Source organism: Maridesulfovibrio spiralis (SeqCode) (assembly GCF_048571135.1).
GTDB classification, from domain to species: Bacteria; Desulfobacterota; Desulfovibrionia; order Desulfovibrionales; family Desulfovibrionaceae; genus Maridesulfovibrio; species Maridesulfovibrio spiralis.
The window spans coordinates 1,452,168-1,472,032 of record NZ_CP182344.1; the positions used below are offsets into that span (position 1 = coordinate 1,452,168).

Below are 19,865 nucleotides of genomic sequence, written 5' to 3' on the forward strand. Positions count from 1 at the left end.
GGAGAGTCCAGAGAACCCTTTTGCAAAAGGGTTCTTTGGTCCCGCTGAAAGCGCCGCCGGAGGCCTAAAGATTATGCGTCAGGGTACAGCTCTGCAGCCATATCCCGGAGTTTGTATTTCTGGATCTTGCCGCTTGCGGTCATGGGATAAGCGTCAAGGAAAGTGATAAACTTTGGGATCTTGTAGCGGGAAATCTGACCACGGCAGTAATCAATTACATCCTGCTTGGTCATTTCCACACCATCCTTGAGGATGATGAATGCGCCGACCTGTTCCCCGTACTTTTCACTGGGAACACCTGCCACCTGAACATCGAGAATGCCATCCATTGTGTAGAGGAATTCTTCGATTTCACGGGGATAGATGTTCTCGCCTCCACGGATAATCATATCCTTGAGGCGTCCGGTTACATCAACGTACCCTTCTTCATCCATGGTTCCAAGGTCACCGGAATGGAGCCAGCCGTCCATATCAATGGTGGAATTGGTGGCTTCTGGATTGTTGTAGTAGCCCTCCATGACGTTGTAGCCACGGCAGCAGATTTCGCCTGTTTCACCGGAATCACACATCTCACCTGTTTCAGGATTGATGATTGCGACTTCGATTTCAGGCATAGCCTGACCGACAGTTTCGGTACGGCGCTGCACGCTATCAGTCATGCGGGTCTGGGTCATAACCGGAGATGCTTCGGTCAGACCGTAGCAGATGGTGATATCAGTCATGTTCATCTTATCCATGACCTTCTTCATGACCTCGATGGGACAGGGCGATCCGGCCATGATACCGGTACGCAGTGAAGAATAATCAAATTTATCAAACAACTTGTGTTCGAGGATGGCGATGAACATGGTCGGAACACCGTAAAGGGCGGTACACTTCTCCTGATCCACGGAAGCCATTACCAGCAGCGGATCGAACCCTTCAAGGATAACCATGGTTGTGCCGTGGTTAACCGCTGCCAGAACACCCAGAACACAGCCGAAACAATGGAACAGGGGTACGGGCAGACAGAGGCGGTCACCGGGCTTGAAGCCCTGGTTTTCACCGATCCAGAATCCGTTGTTACCGATGTTGTAGTGAGTCAGCTGTACGCCTTTGGGGAAACCTGTAGTTCCGGAGGTATACTGCATATTAACCACGTCATACGGATCAAGAGTAGCCTGACGTGCTTCGTAATCTTCCTCTGTAGTCACTGCGGAAAGGTTGATGACCTCGGCCATGGAATACATGCCGCGGTGCTTTTCCTGACCGAGAAAAAACACCCTTTTGAGATCGGGGAATTTTTCGCTCTTGAGGTAACCGCGTTCCTGAGTCTTGAGTTCGGGAATCAGGTCGTAGGCGGTCTGGAGATAATCGATCTCCCTGAAACCGTCGATGATGACCAGGTTCTCGCACTCGGACTGCTTGAGCAGATATTCCAGCTCAGTAGTGCGGTAAAAAGTGTTAACTGTGAGCAGGATGGCACCGATTTTCGCGGTAGCGAACTGCAAGGCAACCCAGTAAGGTACGTTGGTTGCCCAGACGGCAACCTTCTCACCTTTCTTGATGCCCAGCGCCATGAGGCCCATAGCCAGATCATCCACCAACTCACCGAATTCACGGTAGGTCAGGCGGAAATCGCGGTCCACATAAACAACGGCTTCCTGCTCCGGCCATTTTTCAACAGCCTCGTCCAGCAGCCCACCGAGAGTAATTTCCCTGAGATGTGATTGTTCCATGTAACTCCTCTCTTATTCCGGGAAATAAAGAACCGCATAGATATCACACTTTTCGTTGCCATCAGCAGCAACATAGTGCGGTACCACGGAATTGAAATATACACTGTCGCCAGCTTCCAGAACACTTTCTTCCTTACCGTAAACAACCTTGAGTTTACCGGAAACAACGATGATGAACTCTTCTCCCTCGTGAGAAGTCATCTTAGGCTCGCCATCCTCAGGCTGAATTTCAATGAAAAAAGGTTCCATGTGGCGGTCGCTCTTACCTTTGGCAAGTGAAAAGTACTTCATGGAAGCTGTCTTTTCCTTGTCGGAATGCATGGAAAACTCTTCCTGACGGTCACCGAGTTTAACAATGAGCGGGTCTTTGCTGACCTGATCGTCAAGGAAAGTTCCAAGCCTTACTCCGAGAGCTCTGGCAATTTTAAGTAGAGGACCTAGCGAGGGGTATTTTTCTTTTTCTTCTACTGATTCAAGGAAGTCTATTCCAAGTCCGGTTCGATTTGAAAATTCTTCAAGGCTAAGAGCCTGCTTTTCCCTGAATTTTTTAATACGCTGTCCTACTTTTGCTTTGCTCATAATCCCCTCTACTTGTCTAAACCCTCTTTCAAGGCTTTTGATAAATACAATAAAAATGTCAAAAAATGAGTACTTACATCAATGGTTGACGTTTGTCATCTTTTCCGACTGAAATGCGACCTTTTTTAACAATCTTAAAAACAGCCGACATTCTAAAGCTTCATTAAAGAAAAATGAAGAACAAAATTAGCAACTAATCGATTTTTTACCTTCCTAAGGGAGCAAAATTATTTTGCTGTTTTTTTCGTTCTTTTGTCAGTGGCATTTTTACTGAAATTTATCTATAGTTTGCAAAAATTTAAGGACAGCAGACAAGGAACGTCAAATGGCTTCAGTGGATCAAGACAAACAGAAAATCAAGGGTGTATTCTCCAGCCAGAATGTACAAAAGATCGGAACCGGGACAACTGTTAGACGGACGATCAGCAAGATGTACTGGATGGCCGAAGAGCTTAACCCTGAAAATGTTGAAGTTCAGGCCTTAAACACCAGCTATATTCCAGCTGGGCCCAAGTCCACCGTTCCCATGGAAGAATTCCTGTCCAAATACTCTCCTGAACCGGAATTCTATGTATCAACCGTCTATCCCAAGATTCAGGAACTCAACTCCACTATCTCTCGTGGAGAAAAAGCCAGACAGGCCGGGGCTACGTACAGTGCCGAGTTTGAATTCCAGAACGCGCTTGGCGTTGACGAAGAAAATGTCAAAGCGAACTTCGGGCTCGGGCTGACCTACATGGAACGGGGGGAATCAAACAAGGCCAACGATATTTTCAATAGGCTTGTTAAACTTGATGCCGCCTTCCAGACTGAACACAAGCACCTGTTCAATGAATTCGGCATTAACCTGCGCAAAACAGGAATGCAGGATCAGGCCATTGATTATTATGACCGGGCATTGGAAATGACCAGCAATGACGAGAACCTGCACTACAACATTGCCCGTGCATACTTTGAAAAAGGTGTATTGGACAAATGTTCCGCCCACCTTAAAAAAGCCCTTGAATTGAACAAAAACCATACTGAAGCTGCTAAATTTCTCGAATTCCTGAAGAAGAATCATCCGGAACAAGTACAGGCTTAAATACTGCCCAAATTTTAAGGCCCGTTCCAGCTAAGCTGAAACGGGCCTTTTCTATTTATTTTTTCTCAATCAAAGCTGAATAAAAGAATTCGTGTAATTCGGAATCAGGCGGGGTCGTCCACTCCTTGAGCGGGGCAGCATCCTTATGCCGTTTGAGAAATGCGCCTATCTGGCGTTCGTTCTCATCCGGGTTCAGGGTGCATGTGATGTAAGCCAGACGTCCGCCCTTGCGAATAGTTTCCCAGCTGTTATCCAGAATGCGTGACTGCAGACGGACAAGCGAATCCACATCTTCGGGAGTACGCTTGAACTTGGTATCCGGCCTGCGGGAAAGAACTCCCAGCCCGGAACAAGGCACATCAAGCAAAGCAGTACCGATGGATTCTTTAGCCAGCGGCGGATTAATTGCCGAAGCACGGAAGGAGGCCACAGAAGGAACCTCACGCTTCAACGCCGCAAGCCTTCTGGCATGAGGATCACTGGCAATGATCGGTGAAATATTCTTCGAGTGCAGGAATCTGGACTTGCCGCCGCGCCCGGAACAACCGTCCCAGACCGGAGTAGGCCAATCCTGAGGTTCGAGCACGGAAAGAGCTTCACGAGCGGCGTAGCTCTGGCGGCTTACAAATTCTTTCAAACCCTTGAATACCTGCGGCCAGTAACCGGAGTAAAAGGCGAAAGCCTGTCCATCTGAAGCGATGAAATCTTCCTCTTTCAGCAACTGCTCAGCTGCTGCCTGCGCTAAGCTGTTTGTGGTATCAAGCACGAATCCGGCTGCAGGAGGACAAATCTGGGCTTCCAGATATTGCTCCGCCCTGTCCCGGCCATAGCTGTCCAGCCAAAGCTCAACAATCCATTCCGGGCAAGAATAATAAACCGATAGAAATTCAACTTCTGTATCAGCATTGCGGCGGAAAAAATCTTCATCTGCACCGTCTTCAGCCAAGCGGGCCACCTTGCGCAGCACGGCATTTGCCAGACCGCCAAGCTTGCCGCGGGAAAGGCGTTTTGCAGAATCAACACCCCAGTCCACGGAAGCGTAGGCCGGAACATCCATATGCAGGATTTCATAAGCAGCCATGCCCAAGACCCGCAAAACGGGCTGGGGCAATCCGTCGGGACGGGAAAGAAAACAATTCAGGACCGCCTGCAGGCGAATACGCATGCGCAGGTAGCCGTAAAGAATCTCAGTAACAAAACCCCGGTCGCGACCGTCGAGTTTTGCCGCTGTGAGGGCATTATCCAGAACAGCCTGCGCGTCAGCCCCGCCATCAAGGGCGCGGGTGACACATTCAAAGGCAACTCCCCGGGGACCGGGCAAAGAATTCTTTTTCATCAAATATCCCGGCCTAAAGCCCGGTAAGAGGAGTGAGGCCGACATTTTTATCCACATCTTCAGGAAGCTTGTCTTCCTTCAGAAAACGGCGCAATGCGTCCTCAACTGCAATAAGTGAAACCTGTGTATCAAGACATGGCCCATTGGGGCGCTCATTGAGCACACCGTAGACCGGAAGCGGATAGGTATCCTGAATACCGCTGGCAAGATCACGTTCGCAGGCAATGGCAATGATCATGCGCGGACGATTCTGCACAACCAGACGTCGGGCAATGGTTCCTCCGGTGGCAACATGAAAATGCACACCGTATTTGTCACGCAGATCAAGCAACCCCTTGATGGTACAGAGTCCGCAACGCTTGCAGTTGTCGATATCGTAAGTCAGGCGCATGTCACAGCGGCTGGCCTGCAAACAATGCGGAGTCAGGATCATAATCTTTTCAGGATCAAAACGCCCTACTTCAGAAAGAACCAGCTCGTTGTTCACCTTGATAAAAGAGCCGCGGATCTTGCTCTTGGAAAGACCGAAGATGCGACCCAGAATGGTCATCAGGGGCAGAAAAAGTTTTACACTTAAGCCCCTTGCCTTCTGGAAAAATGGGAATGTCCGGTGCAGCACGACACTAACAAGCAGCCCGGCATAGCCCCAGGCGACCAGCACAATGAGTGCAAAAATGAACAGCCCCCAGCTCCACGTGGCCCAAGCACCAAAAGAATCCAGTCCGGCATAAGGTACGTACCAAAGCAGGCCCAGAAACGCACAAAGCAGCAGACAGGTTCCGGTAATCAGACCGATGAACAGACGCTTTTTATTATCTTTTTCTACACTCATTTATTAAACCCAATATGATTGCGCTCAATTAACACTTATTCATGTATCCGCACATAAAGGCCTTGCCGTCCATTTCTTTCTTTCCGGCAGGTTTAACCTTGGATGCGAGGTAGATTTTATCTTTGCAGGCAATGCCGAGCATGCCGTCATATTCGCCGACAATAGTTCCGGGCGCAAGATCACCTGCTTCTTCCTCACCGGGTTTACCGGGGGTAAGTACGAGGCGTATGGGATCTTTGCCTTCGGGAGTCCAGAAGTAATAAGCTCCGGGCCAAGGATACATGCCCCGAATCTTGTTATGTACTTCCTTGACCGGAAGATCCCAGTCGATCAGCCCTTCTTCCTTGCTCAACTTTTCAGCATAGGTGGCAATGGAATCGTCCTGTTCCATAACAGTCAGACGGCCATCACGATAACGCAACAGGGTTTCCATAACCAGAGGGCCGCCCATGTCAGCCAGTTCATCATGAACTTTGCCGGTGTAGTCATCCCAGGCAATACCGAGGGCCTGCTGCACAAGCATCGGTCCGGTATCAAGTCCTGCTTCCATCTTCATGATGGTAATCCCGGTTGCGTGATCGCCGTTGGCAACAGCCCGGTGAATGGGCGCCGCACCACGGTACTTCGGCAGCAGGGAAGCATGGACGTTGATGGGCATAACCACAGGGATATCCAGCACAGACTGGGGCAGGATCAGCCCGTAAGCGGCAACCACCAGAAAGTCGGGTTCCAAAGCGCGCAGCTCTTCAACATCCTTTTCGTCCTTGAAATTCAAGGGCTGGTAAACCGGGATGTCATTTTTGAGCGCGACATTTTTAACAGCGGAACAATGCACCTTCTGCCCGCGTCCGCATTTGCGGTCCGGCTGGGTATAGGCTCCGATAACTTCACATCCGTCCCATTCTACGAGGTATTCGAGAATAGTGGACGCAAAGTCCGGTGTTCCCATGAAAACTATTTTCCAGCGCTTTTCAGCCATTTTTTTACCTTCTTATCGTACATTGCACGTTTCAGGCGGCCTACACGGTCGACAATAAGAGTTCCATCCAGATGATCAATTTCATGCTGCAGCACAATGGCCAGAAAATCATCGGCCTCGATGCGCAGTTCGTTGCCTTCAAGGTCAGTGCCGGTAACAGTGACCTCAGCATAACGCTTGATGGTGCACTTGAAAGCGGGACAGGAAAGACATGCTTCCTCGGAATCAACCTTTTCCGCACTCTTCTCAACGATCTCGGGGTTAACAATAACCTGCAGATCAGTGCGCTCTTTGGGGCCGGAAGGATCAATCACGATCAGACGCTTCTGAATGCCGACCTGTGGGGCAGCAAGACCCACTCCGTCATCCTCGTACATGGTCTCGATCATGTTCTCGACCTGCTCTTTCAGTTCAGGAGTAATCTCCTCAACCTTGGAACATACCTCGCTCAAAGAAGCTTCAGGATAAGCTAAAATTTCCATTTTCATTTTTTAATGCCTCCGGCGGCCCTTCGGGGACCAGAGAACCTTTTTTTGGAAAAAAAAGGTTCTCTGGACTCTCCAAAAAAACTTTTTATCGGGGCTTCGCCATCGTTAGCGTAAAACTGTTTTTATATCAAAACCGCATAATCTTTAAATCTATTCCAAAACCAAACTATCAAAAGGTTTTGGGATTCTTAAACCCGTTTGACACAAATCCGCAGGACAGCGGATTTGGACGTTTCCTGCAAGACAACGCCCCGAAGGGGTGAGCCACAGGAGGTGGCGAATCAAAAGGGTTTAAGGCCCCCGGCGGGCCTCGCAGCCGTTGACGAGAAGCTATGCTTCGAGTCTTACGGATACGTGAGACCGGCAGGGTCCCCGAAGGGCCGCCGGAGGCTATTAAAAACTATGCTTCTTTCTTTTCTCTCAGTCTAACACCCAGTTCACGAAGCTGGGTGCTGGACACGCCTGCGGGAGCTTCGGTCATCAGGCAGGTCGCTTTCTGGGTTTTGGGGAAAGCGATAACGTCCCTGATGGATTTTGCGCCGCACAGAATCATAATAAGTCTATCCAGACCAAAAGCAATACCACCGTGCGGCGGTGCGCCGAACTGGAGAGCGTCCATGAGGAAGCCGAACTTGGCGCGGGCTTCTTCTTCGTCGATACCCAGAGCAGCGAACATTTTTTCCTGCATTTCAGGAGTGTGGATACGGATGGAACCGCCACCTACTTCGTAACCGTTCATTACGAGGTCATATGCACGGGCAAGCGCCTCTGCGGGTTTCTCGCCCAGTTCGTCGATCTGACCTTCCTGCGGAGAGGTAAAGGGATGGTGACGGGCAACGTAACGTTTTTCGTCCGCGTTGTACTCGAGGAGCGGGAAGTCGGTAACCCAGAGGGGTGCGAACTTGGATTCGTCGATGAGTTCAAAACGTTCACCGAGCTTGATACGCAATGCTGCGAGAGCAGCGTTAACGATATCAGCTGCTCCGGCCTGGAAAAAGAGGATATCACCGGGCTGGCAGTTGGTGAGTTCACGCAGCTTGGTGCATTCTTCTTCGGAGAAGAATTTAACGATGGGAGACTGCCATTCGCCGTCTTCCTTAACTTTGATCCAAGCCAGACCTTTGGAACCGTAGATTTCAACAAACTTGGTGTATTCGTCGATTTCCTTACGGGAAAGCTCTGCACCATTAGGAACACGCAGGATCTTGATCAGCTCGGAGCTGGCGAAGACCTTGAAATCGGAACCCTTAAAGATATCGGTAGCTTCCTGAAGTTTGAGATCGAAACGTACGTCAGGCTTATCGCAACCGTAATCGCGCATAGCGTCAGCGTAGGTCATGCGGGGGAAGGAAGCGGGAAGTTCGGTCTCGATGGTCTCTTTGAAGACAGTGCGAACCATTTCTTCAGCCATGCCCATGACCTTCTCTTCATTCACAAAGCTCATCTCGATATCAATCTGGGTGAACTCGGGCTGACGATCGGCACGGAGATCTTCATCGCGGAAACATTTAACAATCTGGAAGTAACGGTCCATGCCGGAAACCATGAGCATCTGTTTGAAGAGCTGCGGTGACTGCGGCAGGGCGTAGAAATCGCCGTTGTTCATGCGGCTGGGCACGAGGAAGTCACGTGCGCCTTCGGGAGTGGACTTGGTCAGAACCGGAGTCTCGATCTCGAGGAAGCCGAGGTTGTCGAGGTAACGGCGAACGGACTGTGCTGCCTTGTTGCGCAGGATAAAGTTCTTGGCAAGTGTGGGGCGGCGCAGGTCCAGAAAACGGTATTTCAGGCGCAACATTTCAGACGCGTCGGAACGGTCTTCAATGGCGAACGGGGGAGTTTCGGAAGTATTAAGAAGCTTCCACTCGTCAACAACGATTTCGATCTCACCGGTGGTCAGGTTGGTGTTGCGCATGCCGTCGGGACGTTCGCGAACTTCACCTTTGATAGCCACTACGTATTCGGAGCGGATAGCATGCGCGCGCTCGTGAGCGTCTGCATTATGCTCAGGGCTGAATACAACCTGAGTAAGACCTTCACGGTCACGCAGGTCGATGAAGATCAGGCCGCCATGGTCACGGCGGAACTGAACCCAACCCATGATCAGGACTTTTTCGCCCATGTTGGCTGCGGTGATCTCGTTGCAGCTGTGGGTACGTTCCCAATCGCCGAGGGATTCAATGACACGGTATTCGTCGTAATCGCGTTCTTCAATTTGTTCAGACATTTTGTCTCTCCCGATAATATTTGAAATTTTCTACTTAAAATATTCGCTGCGGCTAACAGTTTCCTGCTCCCCGCCTTCGGTCATATCCTTAATGGAGACCGTTCCGTTCTCAAATTCATCAGCACCGAAGATGAAACACTTCTGTGCATTTATTTTATTGGCATGGCGAAGCTGGGCTTTCATGCTCTTGGCAGCAAAGCCGACTTCACCTTTAAGACCGGAGCGACGCAGTTTCTCACCGAAGATGAGTGCGTCCTTGGCAGCTCTTGCGTCCACGAGAGCTACATAAAAATCAGTGGCTGCTTCGTATTCACCTTCCAGCAGCATGGCCAGACGTTCCATACCGCAGGCAAAACCGATACCCGGAACCTTCTTGGGGCCGCCCAGCGATTCAACCAGTCCGTCATAACGACCACCGCCCGCAACAGCAGTCTGGGCGCCGATATCACCGGAGGTTACTTCGAAAGTGGTCCGCTGGTAGTAGTCCAGTCCGCGCACAAGGCGGGGATTAAGAGTGTATTCCAGACCGGCTTCATCAATAAGGCTGATGACCACGTCGAAATGATCACGGCACTCGGCACAGAGGTGGTCGGGAATGGAGGGAGCATCTTTGGTCAGCTCCTTACATTTCTTGACCTTGCAGTCGAGCACACGCAGGGGGTTGGTATCAACACGGCGCTGGCAATCATCGCAAAGTTCGCTCTTGTCGAGGGAATCAAAGAAATCCTTCAGGGCCTGATTGTACTTGGGACGACATTCAGGGCAACCGAGGGAGTTCAACTCAAAAGAAAGTTTCTCCAGTCCGATTCCTTTAAGGAAACCGGAAAGCATGAGCAGAACTTCGGCATCAGCCTGCGGCTCGGATGCACCGAAAACTTCGGCGTTGATCTGGTGAAACTGGCGCATACGTCCGGCCTGCGGCCTTTCATAGCGAAACATGGGACCGAAGGTGAAAAATTTGCTGACCTTGCCCGGCTGGTAGACCTTGTTTTCTACATAAGCGCGGACAACCCCGGCAGTTGCTTCGGGGCGCATAGTCAGAGAGCGGCCCTTGCGGTCGGGGAAGGTATACATTTCTTTCTGCACAACATCGGTTTCTTCACCGATGGAGCGACAGAAAAGTTCGGTCTTTTCGAGGATAGGAGTCCTCAGTTCGCCGAAACCGTAAGAGGTGAAAACATCTCTTGCGGTCTTCTCCATGAACGCATATCTTGCACTATCTTCTGGAAAGAGATCTGCAACGCCTTTGATTTTTTGTATTTTTGCCATTTTTCTTCTCTTTGCGAATTTCCGGGTAATAATGATATTAGTGGTCCGCTCCCGGCACGGAGTGTGGAACCAAATTTCGTTAGTCTATTATCATATGAATGTCAAAAAGTGCGACAGACAATTGATGAAAAGCATACAAGCTGCTTTCCGGGCTGTCCGGTTGCCAATTAATCTCAGCTGCGGCATTAATGAGGTATAGGAGATAACACATTATGGAAATGATCACTTCACAGGATTACGAAGAATATATCGGCCCCAATGCGGGTAAATATCTTTTCAACTTTGCCAAGTTCCAGCAGCTGCATGACGGCTTCACTGTAACCTGGCACTGGCCCGCGTTCCTGTTTGGATTCTGGTGGTTCCTGTACCGCAAAATGTACTTCTGGGCTGCTGTAACATTCCTGATCGGCTTTTTGCCCTTCGGAAACTTCATTGCCCAGATCGGATACGGTATGAGCGCGTATTTCTTATATTACCGAGACAGTACTGCAAAGATCGGCGCCATCAAATCCCATGCTCCCATCGGCGGGGCCTCAATTATGATGCGTGACACCGGTGGCGTGCACGGCTGGGTTAAAATCGTCGGTCTGATCTGCTTCTTCCTGCAACCAATCTGGATTTTCTTCATGTCCCTTTTCTTCGGAAGTGCTTTCATCTTTTCTTTCCACCAAGTTGTGGTATAAAAGGAGTAGACACTCATATTTTCAAAGGGGGGTTAGTGATGAAACAAATATTCCCATCCAGGCTGCTTTGCACTTTTTTCGCAGCGTTCATCTCAATTCTGCTGCTTTCCGCCGGAGACTGTCTGGCCCAGAAACGGCTGGCCCTGCTCATCGGCAACTCGGCTTATAAAAACGGGCCGCTGAAAAACCCGGTCAACGACGTGGCGGCTATGGATACCGCCCTCAGCAGATCAGGATTTGACGTCATGGTGCTGAAAAACGCGGACCGGGCAACCATCGGCCGAGCTATTGATAAGTTCGGCAGCAAACTCAAAAGCTATGATGTGGGACTGTTTTACTTTTCAGGTCACGGGCTGCAAGTGGACGGCATCAACTACCTCTGTCCGCTGGGCATGAACATTCAGGGACAGTCCGACGTGCCCTATGAGGCGATTGATGCCGGAAAGGTGCTAGCTAAAATGGAAGACGCCGGGAACCGCATGAACGTAGTCATTCTTGATGCCTGCCGCAACAATCCCTTCAAACGCAGCTTCCGCTCCGGTCGTAACGGTCTGGCCCAGATGGACGCACCCACCGGTTCCTTCATTGCCTTTGCCACCTCCCCCGGCCGTGTTGCTTACGACGGAAAAGGACGCAACAGCCCCTACGTAACCCACATGATCAACAACATGACCCGCAAAGACATGACCATTGAAAAATTCTTCAAGCAGGTCCGGCGCGGCGTTATGAAAGATACTGAGAAAAAGCAGGTTCCGTGGGAATCTTCATCGCTGGTGGGTGAATTCTACTTTGCCGGAAAGGGTTCATCCGGTTCTTCTTCCGGATCGTCTTCCGCTTCGCAAAGCTCAAGCCAATCTTCCAGCAACCAGCAGCAATACACTCCTCCCCCGCCGCCTAAACCCAAAAAGAACAAGGACGAACAGGTTATGGATATGCTGTTGAATTAGATCAAACCATTACAAACGAAAAAGGGAGAATCGAATTTCGATTCTCCCTTTTTTTATTCTTTATTAAGACAACCTAGCGTTGCAGCAACCGCTCTCCGGCATCAACAGAGCGGGTCACCCAGACGTTACCGCCGATGACCGAGCCTTTGCCGATGGTCACCCGGCCGAGAATGGTTGCCCCCGAGTAGACGATGACGTCGTCTTCCACGATGGGATGGCGGGCAATGCCCTTGATCAATTGACCGGAATCATCAGAAGGGAAGCTCTTCGCGCCCAAAGTCACGCCCTGATAGAGGCGCACGTTGCGTCCGATGATACAGGTTTCACCGATAACGGTCCCGGTTCCGTGGTCGATGAAGAAATGCTCGCCGACCTGCGCTCCGGGGTGGATGTCGATTCCTGTTTTGGAATGGGCCATTTCACCGATAATGCGCGGGATGAGATCCACATCAAGCTTGTACAGCTCATGCGCGATGCGGTGATGGGTCATGGCGATGATGCTGGGGTAGCAGAAAATGGTCTCGCCGGGGCTTTTGGAAGCCGGGTCGCCAACATACGCTGCCTGTACATCAGTAGCAAGCAGACGACGGATTTCCGGCAGCTTTTCCATGAACTGTGAAGCAATGCGCTGGGCATCGTCTTCACAGTTGGTACAGTTAAATTCATCGGCCTTGCAGAAAAAACAGTGTCCGCGCATGATCTGTTCTTCCAGAATCCTGTAAGCAGCATCAAGGTTGCCCCCGATATGATAACGCATGGTTTCGGGCCGGATTTCGGAATCACCGAAATAGCCGGGAAAAAGAACCGCGCGCAGCCTTTCTACAAACTCGCCCAGTGCAATGATGGAAGGCATGGGACGATCATGCTCAGGCATGTGATACACAGTCTGATATGATTCTTCCTCGCACAAGGCGTCCACAACCTTCGTCAGCACGGAGCTACCGATTTTACTAACCATTTTCTAAACCTTAATCCTTGAACAAAGCAGTGCTCAGGTAGCGTTCCCCGGTATCAGGAACAACAAAGACCACAAGCTTGTCCTTATTTTCTTCTCGTTTAGCGATTTCAACTGCCGCATGGGCTGCTGCCCCGGCAGAGATACCGCACAAAATCCCTTCTTCCTGCATGAGCCTGCGGGCCATGGCCACAGCATCTTCATCCGCAACCTTGGCGATCTCATCGATCAGCCCGGTCTGCAGAACATCCGGGACAAACCCGGCACCGATGCCCTGAATTCCATGAGGTCCGCCGGAACCGCCGGACAATACCGGGGATTTTTCCGGCTCAACCGCAACAACCTTAATTTCAGGGTTGCGTTTCTTAAGCTCGGAACCGACTCCGGTGAGAGTACCTCCGGTACCTACTCCGGACACAAAAATATCAATTTTGCCGTCAGTATCATCCCAGATTTCATTGACGGTTTTATTGCGGTGGGCCAGCGGATTGTCTTCGTTGGCAAACTGCAAGGGCAAAAATGCGTCAGGATCAGCTTCGGCAATTTCCTTTGCTTTATTGACCGCCCCGGTCATGCCTTTAGCCGCTGGGGTCAGCACCAGCTCGGCACCGAAGCCCTTGAGCAGATCCTTACGTTCCTGACTCATGGATTCCGGCATAGTCAAAACCAGCTTGTAGCCCTTTACCGCGCAGACAAAAGCCAGCCCGATTCCAGTATTACCGCTGGTAGGCTCCACAACAGTTGCCCCCGGCTTCAGGTCGCCCCGCTTTTCCGCTTCCTCAATCATGGAGGCGCCGATACGGTCTTTCACCGAAGAGCAGGGGTTAAAGAACTCCAGCTTGGCTACAACATTTGCAACGCAGCCTTCTGTTACCTTATTCAAACGTACTAACGGAGTGTTTCCGACCAGCGAAATCATGGAATCATGTATGTTCATTTCAAACTCACTTGATAATTTTTCCTATTTCCCTGCCCTATTTTAACGCAAAAAGCAAAAAGACAGGCGATAATTTTCTCATCAAAAAATATCGCCTGCAGTTTTTTAATGATCGTGATCGTCTACCCAGTCAAGGCCTTCATCGCCGCGACGGAAGGGAGACATCTCGCGCAGACGGCTGATGATGGGCGGCAGCTCCTTGAGCACCAGATCAATATCCTCATCGGTATTGTAGGTGGACAGAGAGAAGCGCAGGGAGCCGTGCGCAAAGGTAAAAGGTACACCCATTGCCCGAAGCACGTGAGACGGTTCAAGAGAACCGGAAGTACAGGCCGAGCCGGAACTGGCGGCTATGCCGAACTGGTCGAGCATGAGCAGCATGGCCTCACCTTCAATGTACTTGAAGGCGATGGACAGGGTGTTGGGCAGTCTCATTTCCGGGTCGCCGTTGATGATCGCATCGGGAATTGCAGCCATAAGTCCTTTTTCAAGGCGGTCGCGCATGGCCCGCACGCGGGTGTTTTCATCATCAATGTGCTTAACAGCCAGCTCCATGGCAACTCCCAGACCTACAATACCGGGCAGGTTCTCAGTTCCGCCGCGTCTGCCGTGTTCCTGATGACCACCAAGCATGAAAGGACGGAAGGGAGCATTCTTACGCACAAACATGGCCCCGACGCCCTTGGGGGCGTGGATTTTATGGCCGGAAAGGACCAGATAATCCACAGGAAGGGTCTTCAGGTCGATAGGCAGTTTGCCCACGGCCTGAACAGCGTCGGTGTGAAAAAGAACACCGTGTTTCTTCGCTATTTCAGCCATTTCCTGAATAGGAGAAATTACGCCGGATTCGTTGTTGGCATACATGACCGAAACAAGGGCGGTGTCCGGACGGATTGCTTCGCGGTACTGGTCGAGATCGAACAGACCTTTGGAATCCACAGACAGGTAAGTAACCTCATAGCCCTTGCGCTCGTAATGCTTGGCAACATTGAGAACAGCAGGATGCTCCACACGGGTGGTAATCAGATGCCGTTTTTCCGGCTGCGCTTCGAGGGCGGAGAAGATTGCGGTGTTGTCGCCCTCGGTTCCACAGGAGGTAAAAATAATTTCATCCGGGTCGCAATTAAGCCCGGCCGCGATTTTCTGACGGGCCTGCTCCATAAGCATACCGGACTGACCGCCCAGACGGTGCATGGAAGAAGGGTTGCCGTACTCATCACCGAGCAGGGGAAGAATGGCTTCACGCACTTCGGGTGCGACCTGGGTAGTAGCGTTGTTATCGAGATAGATTGACATTGCTTAACCCTCCCGTACTGTGATTTCAGGTTCCACGGTATCCTTGAGACGGCGCTCAACAAAACCCTTGAGGGTATTTCCGCTGGAGGGACAACCAACACAGGCTCCGCGCAGTGATACGATAACCTCATGACCGTCGATATCAACCAGCTCAATATCTCCGCCGTCCTTGTTCAAGGCAGGACGGATTTCTTCCTCAATAACCTTGGTTACCAGCTGGATACGCTTGATATTGGTCAGCTTGGCGGGCTTTTCCGGCTCAGGTGCAGGCTTGGCGGCTTCACCGGTGATGGTCTCGGTAATAATCTCCTGAATACGTCCGTGACAGTCTTCACAGCCGCCACCGGCCTTGGTGAAGTTCGTCACTTCTTCAAGGGTGGTCAGCTTGTTTTCCTGCACAGCGCGTCTGATCTGAACATCAGTCACGCCGAAGCACTTACAGACAATCTCCCCTTCAGGAGCCGGAGCAGCCTCAAGGCCGCGATACTTGCGGATTGCATCTTCAAGTGCTTCCTGACCCATTACGGAACAGTGCATCTTTTCCTTGGGCAGGCCGCCGAGAGCTTCAGCGATTTCCTTGTTGGTTACCTGCGAGGCTTCATCAAGAGTCATGCCCTTGATAAGTTCGGTAAGCACGGAGCTGGATGCGATTGCGCTGGCACAACCGAAAGTCTGGAACTTTGCATCAACGATGCGCTCGTCATCATCAATCTTAAGAAAAAGCCTCAAGGCATCGCCACAGGATAAAGAGCCGACTTCGCCGACGGCGTCCGCATCTTCAATTACCCCGACGTTTTTGGGATTGAGAAAATGTTCTTGAACCTTATTAGTATATTCCCACATAGTATCCTCCGCTGGTACTCCGCATCCGCGGTCACGTGAATCAGGTTTATAAAAAATATCTTAAGCATACCCTCTTCCGCCAGATTACGGAAGTCCAAGGGTCTGCCTTTTACTTTCAACAAAATTTCATACCATTTTGGTATGATTTATTTTACGCTTAAGCCCCATGCTTAGCAAGTTTTTTATACCTTCACCGTAGATATTAGGTTGTATTCTTTAAATGACAAGAGGGGGAACCGGAATTCCCCCATTTTATAAGTCAGGTAAGGCTTATAAATTAAATGGCGAAGCCTTAATAAAAGTTTTGGACCTAAGTCCCGGCAGGCCCGCCGGAGTCAAAATATTCCCAATAACACGCGCCAGTGCATCAAATCACGCCTTATATTCCTGAGGCTGCATCTCGCCACGCAACACAGCAAGACCGCCCCGCCCCATGACTTCCATTTCTTCCAGCCCGGTGACCACCTGTACCGGAGCAATGAAACCGACCAGTTCCTCAACCTCGGCCACCAGCCGTTTACTGCGGGCCATTCCTCCGGTGAGTATTACTGCGTCCACTGGCTTTCTTGCAGCATCACCACGCATGAGAGCCGGGATATGGGAACAGATGTGCTTGGCAATATTATAGATTAGCGCATCAAAAATGAGCTTGGTTTCATCGTCACCTTCGTCCATGCGCGGTTCAATTCTGCGCAGGTCATTGGTCCCGGTCAGTCCCAGCAGGCCGCAACCGGAGGTAACGGCTTTCTTGAGTTCCGCAAAAGTGTATTTGCCTGACTCCAGAAGCTCGATAACCGGGAGTACCGGGAGCGTGCCGGAACGTTCCGGGGTAAAAGGCCCTTCGCCATCCAGGCCGTTAACCACGTCTACGATTTTACCGAAGCGGTGCGCACCGATGGAAATACCCCCGCCCATATGAGTGACTATGAACTTTGAGTCCTCGTAAACAAGCCCCATTTTAGCGGCAACACTGCGCGCCGCACCGCGCTGGCTCAGGGCATGAAAAACACTGCGCCGCTTGATTTCGGGCAGACCGGTAATCTTGGTCAACGGCTCCATTTCATCGGTTACTACCGGGTCCATGATCATGGAAGGCACACCCCATTTTTCAGCCAGCTCACGGGCAATCATCGCTCCCAGATTGCAGGGATGCGCGCCGTAACGCTCGCTTTCCAGATCGGAAAGCATGGCATCATTAATGGAATACGGTCCACCGGGAATGGGTTTAAGCAATCCGCCGCGCCCGACAACCATATCCGGTGTTCCTTTTGCAACTTCGTCTTTAATAAGCTCCATAATAGCAGTACTTCTAAACTCTTTCTGCTCTAATACATTGGAAAATTTATCTATACTTTCACGGGGATGGCTTACTTCAGCATCGAAACACACTTTCTCGTCGTTGAAGACAGCCACTTTTGTTGATGTTGATCCGGGATTGATTACAAGAATTCTCGAACCCATTAATTATCTCCGTAAGTTTGCTGCAAGTTTGAGTTTCCACATTATGTGCTAAAACGTGGAAAAACAAAAGTAACAAGCTACGCTCCCGGACTCCTTGACTAAAATCAAGTCAGATTTATTTTTTGAAATACGCTATAAGTATAAATACAGAGAATAAATCTCATCTCCGCAAGCATCCACAAAACACTATTCCCCGTCAAAGGGAGCCGCCATGACTTTAAAAGTAGTACCCATCAACACCCTGACCGCAACACGCAGAAAGATTCTGCATGCAGCCTATAAATGTGCCGCAAAAAAAGGATTCAATAATCTCGATGTGGATGAAATAGTGCTCAAGGCCGGGGTGACCCGCAAGACGCTCTACAGCTACTTTAACGGGTTGGAAAACCTGATCAGCGAATTGGCGGTATCCGGTATTTACTGGCCGACCACAGAAGAACTGCTGGCTAATGCCCCTTCGGAGTTTCCAGAGATTGAACCGGAGAAACAGGTCGCGGCCTTCTTCACTGCCCTGCGCCGGACACTTGAGACAAGACCGGACACCCTGCGTCTGCTGGCTTGGGAAATGCTGGAGCGAACCCCGATTTCGGAGCTGCTTGAAGATGTGCGCGTGCGGACCGCACTGGAATTTTTCGAACACATGACCCCGGACGTGCCCGATGATGTTGATTTGGCAGCTGCGGTGGCGATTCTGGGCGGGGCCATCTCCTATCTTTCCATCCGCTCCCTGAACACCAAGCACTTCGGCGGGGTCAGCCTACAGGATGAAGTGGGCTGGGACCGCATGGAAGAGGCCATGGGTAACATGTTGCGCGGTCTGCTCTGCCCCTATCCCGGACCGACGGATGAATAACGGCAAGAGTCCGGTTACCTGCGCATCCTGAAGAACATGACCAGCGGGGAAACCACAACCATGCACAACATGGCAATCTGCGGTGAAAGCAGCTGCTGCGCCCCGATGCAGACGCCGAGCACAATCAGGAACCAAGGAATCCAGCCTGCGACATAAACCTGCCCCGCAGGCCCGAAAATAAAACAAAGCAGCAGGCCGATCCAAAGCACATTCGGCTTGCTGCGGCGAAGACGGGTGCCCAGAATAAACGGCAGCACTGTCGCGCCGATAACGATGACCAGCATCAGGATGGTATTCATTGTGGATGGGTCCATAGTGACTCCTGTGATTTAATTTTCATGAAGACTAGCAGTTGTGTTTTTCATGAGCAAGTAAGGGAAACGGAATCTATCAATCTGTACTGAGAAGACAAGAATCCCCGGACCGAAGTCCGGGGGCATACAAATCACTTCAAATCGTCCATTAAATCTTCAGGAAACTCATCCTTCTTATCTTTCAATTCTGGATGGCGGTCATAAAAACCGTCAATAGGTTCAAGATCTACATTGCAATCTGGACATTTACCGCCTTTAGGTGCCCTGCCATGTTCAACTCCGAATGGAGCCCGGCACTTCGGACAGATTGTACCTTGTGCGTGATATTTTTCCGGGAACTTATACAGTAGCCCCCCCAGTATTACGCAAAAACCAAGCCCTGCATCGAACCACCGGCCAGACAGACTTGACCGAACTCCACGATAAAATACCGTTGCGTCTGGATTCCAAGGTCTTGCATAGAGAATGATGCAAAGACCAACCACTAGAGACGCCAGTCTCTCCGGCCTAATATATTTATTTTCAAAAACAGCCGACAAAACGGCATCAATAAAACTTTCAAATTTAGTTTTATTTTCTGAGGTAATCTTTCGCCCCATGGTAAATGTCCTTTGCATTACTAATAATTTGGTCTTTACCGCTATATATTGCTCCTGCAGCCCCAGATCTTGTATAATTAGGAATACTTGTCGGGTCTTGTGCTGTTGCAAAATCATACACAGATTTTATCGTTTTTTTCGCCCCTGGAATGGTAGCTGCTTTAGCTGCCCCCCTCTGCATAGCTGTCCGGTAGGCATTTGCCATAGCAGGTCCACCAACAACAGCATATGCAGCCGCAGCCTTCGGAGCCATGCCCGCAGCTATAGCCGTATTAAAGGCATTGCGAAAACCCTCGTTACTTCTGTATTGGCTTACAACTTCCTTCGAAGCCTGACCAGCCGCTTTTAACCCTTCCTTGAAAGCCTCCCCTGTTGCTTTCCAACCTTTACCCGCAGCCTTGACAACACCATCAGAAACTTCATCAGCCAGTTCAAATAAATCAAAACCTCCTCCCATAGGCTTCCCCG

Annotated in this window: 20 protein-coding genes; 4 read left to right on the plus strand and 16 right to left on the minus strand. The window is 50.6% G+C overall.

All coding sequences use genetic code 11. The features are described from left to right. Positions 1–71: 71 nt before the first annotated feature. Together ACNI29_RS06520 and ACNI29_RS06525 are read right to left on the minus strand one after the other, a co-directional pair. A complete protein-coding gene (locus tag ACNI29_RS06520; RefSeq protein ID WP_419781393.1) occupies positions 72–1,718 on the minus strand; it encodes an AMP-binding protein in 1,647 nt (548 codons plus the stop codon). A gap of 12 nt (positions 1,719–1,730) precedes the next feature. Then, the gene (locus ACNI29_RS06525; protein ID WP_419781394.1) at positions 1,731–2,297 is read right to left on the minus strand and encodes a helix-turn-helix domain-containing protein; all 567 of its coding nucleotides are present in this window, start codon (positions 2,295–2,297) and stop codon (positions 1,731–1,733) included. A 325-nt stretch (positions 2,298–2,622) separates the two neighbouring features. On the opposite strand from ACNI29_RS06525, the gene ACNI29_RS06530 reads away from it, so the two are divergent. Continuing rightward, positions 2,623–3,381, plus strand: coding sequence for a tetratricopeptide repeat protein (locus tag ACNI29_RS06530; protein WP_419781395.1), 759 nt, complete (start codon positions 2,623–2,625; stop codon positions 3,379–3,381). A 55-nt stretch (positions 3,382–3,436) separates the two neighbouring features. Here ACNI29_RS06530 and ACNI29_RS06535 read toward each other — a convergent pair whose 3' ends face one another. From ACNI29_RS06535 to hisS, 6 genes are all read right to left on the minus strand, one after another. Continuing rightward, positions 3,437–4,717: a transcription antitermination factor NusB gene (locus ACNI29_RS06535; RefSeq protein WP_419781396.1), complete on the minus strand. Its 1,281-nt coding sequence runs from the start codon at positions 4,715–4,717 to the stop codon at positions 3,437–3,439. A 13-nt stretch (positions 4,718–4,730) separates the two neighbouring features. Beyond that, positions 4,731–5,549, minus strand: coding sequence for a DUF116 domain-containing protein (locus tag ACNI29_RS06540; protein WP_419781397.1), 819 nt, complete (start codon positions 5,547–5,549; stop codon positions 4,731–4,733). A gap of 28 nt (positions 5,550–5,577) precedes the next feature. Continuing rightward, positions 5,578–6,528: a methionyl-tRNA formyltransferase gene (gene fmt, locus ACNI29_RS06545; protein WP_419781398.1), complete on the minus strand. Its 951-nt coding sequence runs from the start codon at positions 6,526–6,528 to the stop codon at positions 5,578–5,580. Further along, on the minus strand, positions 6,504–7,016 hold the full coding sequence (gene def / locus ACNI29_RS06550) for a peptide deformylase (protein ID WP_419781399.1): 513 nt from the start codon (positions 7,014–7,016) through the stop codon (positions 6,504–6,506). The genes fmt and def overlap by 25 nt, the downstream gene beginning before the upstream one ends. Before the next feature lie 400 nt (positions 7,017–7,416). Then, entirely contained in the window at positions 7,417–9,240 is a 1,824-nt protein-coding gene (aspS, locus tag ACNI29_RS06555; protein WP_419781400.1) for an aspartate--tRNA ligase, read from the minus strand. 30 nt (positions 9,241–9,270) lie between these two features. Then, positions 9,271–10,509: a histidine--tRNA ligase gene (hisS, locus tag ACNI29_RS06560; RefSeq protein ID WP_419781401.1), complete on the minus strand. Its 1,239-nt coding sequence runs from the start codon at positions 10,507–10,509 to the stop codon at positions 9,271–9,273. Positions 10,510–10,721: 212 nt separating this feature from the next. Between hisS and ACNI29_RS06565 the strand changes: the two genes are divergently transcribed. Continuing rightward, complete coding sequence (locus ACNI29_RS06565) at positions 10,722–11,192, plus strand: DUF2628 domain-containing protein (protein WP_419781402.1); 471 nt, start codon at positions 10,722–10,724, stop codon at positions 11,190–11,192. Between the two features lie 38 nt (positions 11,193–11,230). After that, positions 11,231–12,139, plus strand: a complete 909-nt coding sequence (locus ACNI29_RS06570; RefSeq protein ID WP_419781403.1) for a caspase family protein — start codon at positions 11,231–11,233, stop codon at positions 12,137–12,139. 73 nt (positions 12,140–12,212) lie between these two features. Here the strand turns inward: ACNI29_RS06570 and ACNI29_RS06575 are convergent, their stop codons facing one another. The 5 genes from ACNI29_RS06575 to buk all read right to left on the minus strand — a co-directional run bounded on the left by ACNI29_RS06575 (position 12,213) and on the right by buk (position 17,631). Then, positions 12,213–13,097, minus strand: a complete 885-nt coding sequence (locus ACNI29_RS06575; protein WP_419781404.1) for a serine O-acetyltransferase — start codon at positions 13,095–13,097, stop codon at positions 12,213–12,215. A 10-nt stretch (positions 13,098–13,107) separates the two neighbouring features. After that, the gene (cysK, locus tag ACNI29_RS06580) at positions 13,108–14,031 is read right to left on the minus strand and encodes a cysteine synthase A (protein WP_419781405.1); all 924 of its coding nucleotides are present in this window, start codon (positions 14,029–14,031) and stop codon (positions 13,108–13,110) included. 105 nt (positions 14,032–14,136) lie between these two features. Beyond that, complete coding sequence (gene nifS, locus ACNI29_RS06585) at positions 14,137–15,327, minus strand: cysteine desulfurase NifS (protein ID WP_419781406.1); 1,191 nt, start codon at positions 15,325–15,327, stop codon at positions 14,137–14,139. 3 nt (positions 15,328–15,330) lie between these two features. Then, positions 15,331–16,170, minus strand: coding sequence for a Fe-S cluster assembly protein NifU (nifU, locus tag ACNI29_RS06590; RefSeq protein WP_419781407.1), 840 nt, complete (start codon positions 16,168–16,170; stop codon positions 15,331–15,333). A gap of 372 nt (positions 16,171–16,542) precedes the next feature. After that, complete coding sequence (gene buk / locus ACNI29_RS06595; protein WP_419781408.1) at positions 16,543–17,631, minus strand: butyrate kinase; 1,089 nt, start codon at positions 17,629–17,631, stop codon at positions 16,543–16,545. Between the two features lie 211 nt (positions 17,632–17,842). On the opposite strand from buk, the gene ACNI29_RS06600 reads away from it, so the two are divergent. Next, complete coding sequence (locus ACNI29_RS06600) at positions 17,843–18,484, plus strand: TetR/AcrR family transcriptional regulator (RefSeq protein WP_419781409.1); 642 nt, start codon at positions 17,843–17,845, stop codon at positions 18,482–18,484. 14 nt (positions 18,485–18,498) lie between these two features. Here the strand turns inward: ACNI29_RS06600 and ACNI29_RS06605 are convergent, their stop codons facing one another. From ACNI29_RS06605 to ACNI29_RS06615, 3 genes are all read right to left on the minus strand, one after another. Beyond that, complete coding sequence (locus tag ACNI29_RS06605; RefSeq protein WP_419781410.1) at positions 18,499–18,798, minus strand: hypothetical protein; 300 nt, start codon at positions 18,796–18,798, stop codon at positions 18,499–18,501. Between the two features lie 131 nt (positions 18,799–18,929). Continuing rightward, positions 18,930–19,397, minus strand: a complete 468-nt coding sequence (locus ACNI29_RS06610) for a hypothetical protein (protein ID WP_419781411.1) — start codon at positions 19,395–19,397, stop codon at positions 18,930–18,932. Further along, entirely contained in the window at positions 19,369–19,854 is a 486-nt protein-coding gene (locus tag ACNI29_RS06615; RefSeq protein WP_419781412.1) for a hypothetical protein, read from the minus strand. Before ACNI29_RS06615 ends, ACNI29_RS06610 begins: the two co-directional genes overlap by 29 nt. Positions 19,855–19,865: the final 11 nt, after the last annotated feature.

What these genes read in the sequence shown, in the direction of transcription:
- ACNI29_RS06605 (WP_419781410.1), bottom strand. Translation starts at nt 18,798, where the DNA reads ATGGACCCATCCACAATGAATACCATCCTGATGCTGGTCATCGTTATC.
- aspS (WP_419781400.1), bottom strand. Translation starts at nt 9,240, where the DNA reads ATGTCTGAACAAATTGAAGAACGCGATTACGACGAATACCGTGTCATT.
- hisS (WP_419781401.1), bottom strand. Translation starts at nt 10,509, where the DNA reads ATGGCAAAAATACAAAAAATCAAAGGCGTTGCAGATCTCTTTCCAGAA.
- ACNI29_RS06525 (WP_419781394.1), bottom strand. Translation starts at nt 2,297, where the DNA reads ATGAGCAAAGCAAAAGTAGGACAGCGTATTAAAAAATTCAGGGAAAAG.
- ACNI29_RS06535 (WP_419781396.1), bottom strand. Translation starts at nt 4,717, where the DNA reads ATGAAAAAGAATTCTTTGCCCGGTCCCCGGGGAGTTGCCTTTGAATGT.
- fmt (WP_419781398.1), bottom strand. Translation starts at nt 6,528, where the DNA reads ATGGCTGAAAAGCGCTGGAAAATAGTTTTCATGGGAACACCGGACTTT.
- ACNI29_RS06615 (WP_419781412.1), bottom strand. Translation starts at nt 19,854, where the DNA reads ATGGGAGGAGGTTTTGATTTATTTGAACTGGCTGATGAAGTTTCTGAT.
- buk (WP_419781408.1), bottom strand. Translation starts at nt 17,631, where the DNA reads ATGGGTTCGAGAATTCTTGTAATCAATCCCGGATCAACATCAACAAAA.
- ACNI29_RS06520 (WP_419781393.1), bottom strand. Translation starts at nt 1,718, where the DNA reads ATGGAACAATCACATCTCAGGGAAATTACTCTCGGTGGGCTGCTGGAC.
- ACNI29_RS06575 (WP_419781404.1), bottom strand. Translation starts at nt 13,097, where the DNA reads ATGGTTAGTAAAATCGGTAGCTCCGTGCTGACGAAGGTTGTGGACGCC.
- ACNI29_RS06565 (WP_419781402.1), top strand. Translation starts at nt 10,722, where the DNA reads ATGGAAATGATCACTTCACAGGATTACGAAGAATATATCGGCCCCAAT.
- ACNI29_RS06600 (WP_419781409.1), top strand. Translation starts at nt 17,843, where the DNA reads ATGACTTTAAAAGTAGTACCCATCAACACCCTGACCGCAACACGCAGA.
- nifU (WP_419781407.1), bottom strand. Translation starts at nt 16,170, where the DNA reads ATGTGGGAATATACTAATAAGGTTCAAGAACATTTTCTCAATCCCAAA.
- ACNI29_RS06570 (WP_419781403.1), top strand. Translation starts at nt 11,231, where the DNA reads ATGAAACAAATATTCCCATCCAGGCTGCTTTGCACTTTTTTCGCAGCG.
- cysK (WP_419781405.1), bottom strand. Translation starts at nt 14,031, where the DNA reads ATGAACATACATGATTCCATGATTTCGCTGGTCGGAAACACTCCGTTA.
- ACNI29_RS06540 (WP_419781397.1), bottom strand. Translation starts at nt 5,549, where the DNA reads ATGAGTGTAGAAAAAGATAATAAAAAGCGTCTGTTCATCGGTCTGATT.
- ACNI29_RS06610 (WP_419781411.1), bottom strand. Translation starts at nt 19,397, where the DNA reads ATGGGGCGAAAGATTACCTCAGAAAATAAAACTAAATTTGAAAGTTTT.
- ACNI29_RS06530 (WP_419781395.1), top strand. Translation starts at nt 2,623, where the DNA reads ATGGCTTCAGTGGATCAAGACAAACAGAAAATCAAGGGTGTATTCTCC.
- def (WP_419781399.1), bottom strand. Translation starts at nt 7,016, where the DNA reads ATGAAAATGGAAATTTTAGCTTATCCTGAAGCTTCTTTGAGCGAGGTA.
- nifS (WP_419781406.1), bottom strand. Translation starts at nt 15,327, where the DNA reads ATGTCAATCTATCTCGATAACAACGCTACTACCCAGGTCGCACCCGAA.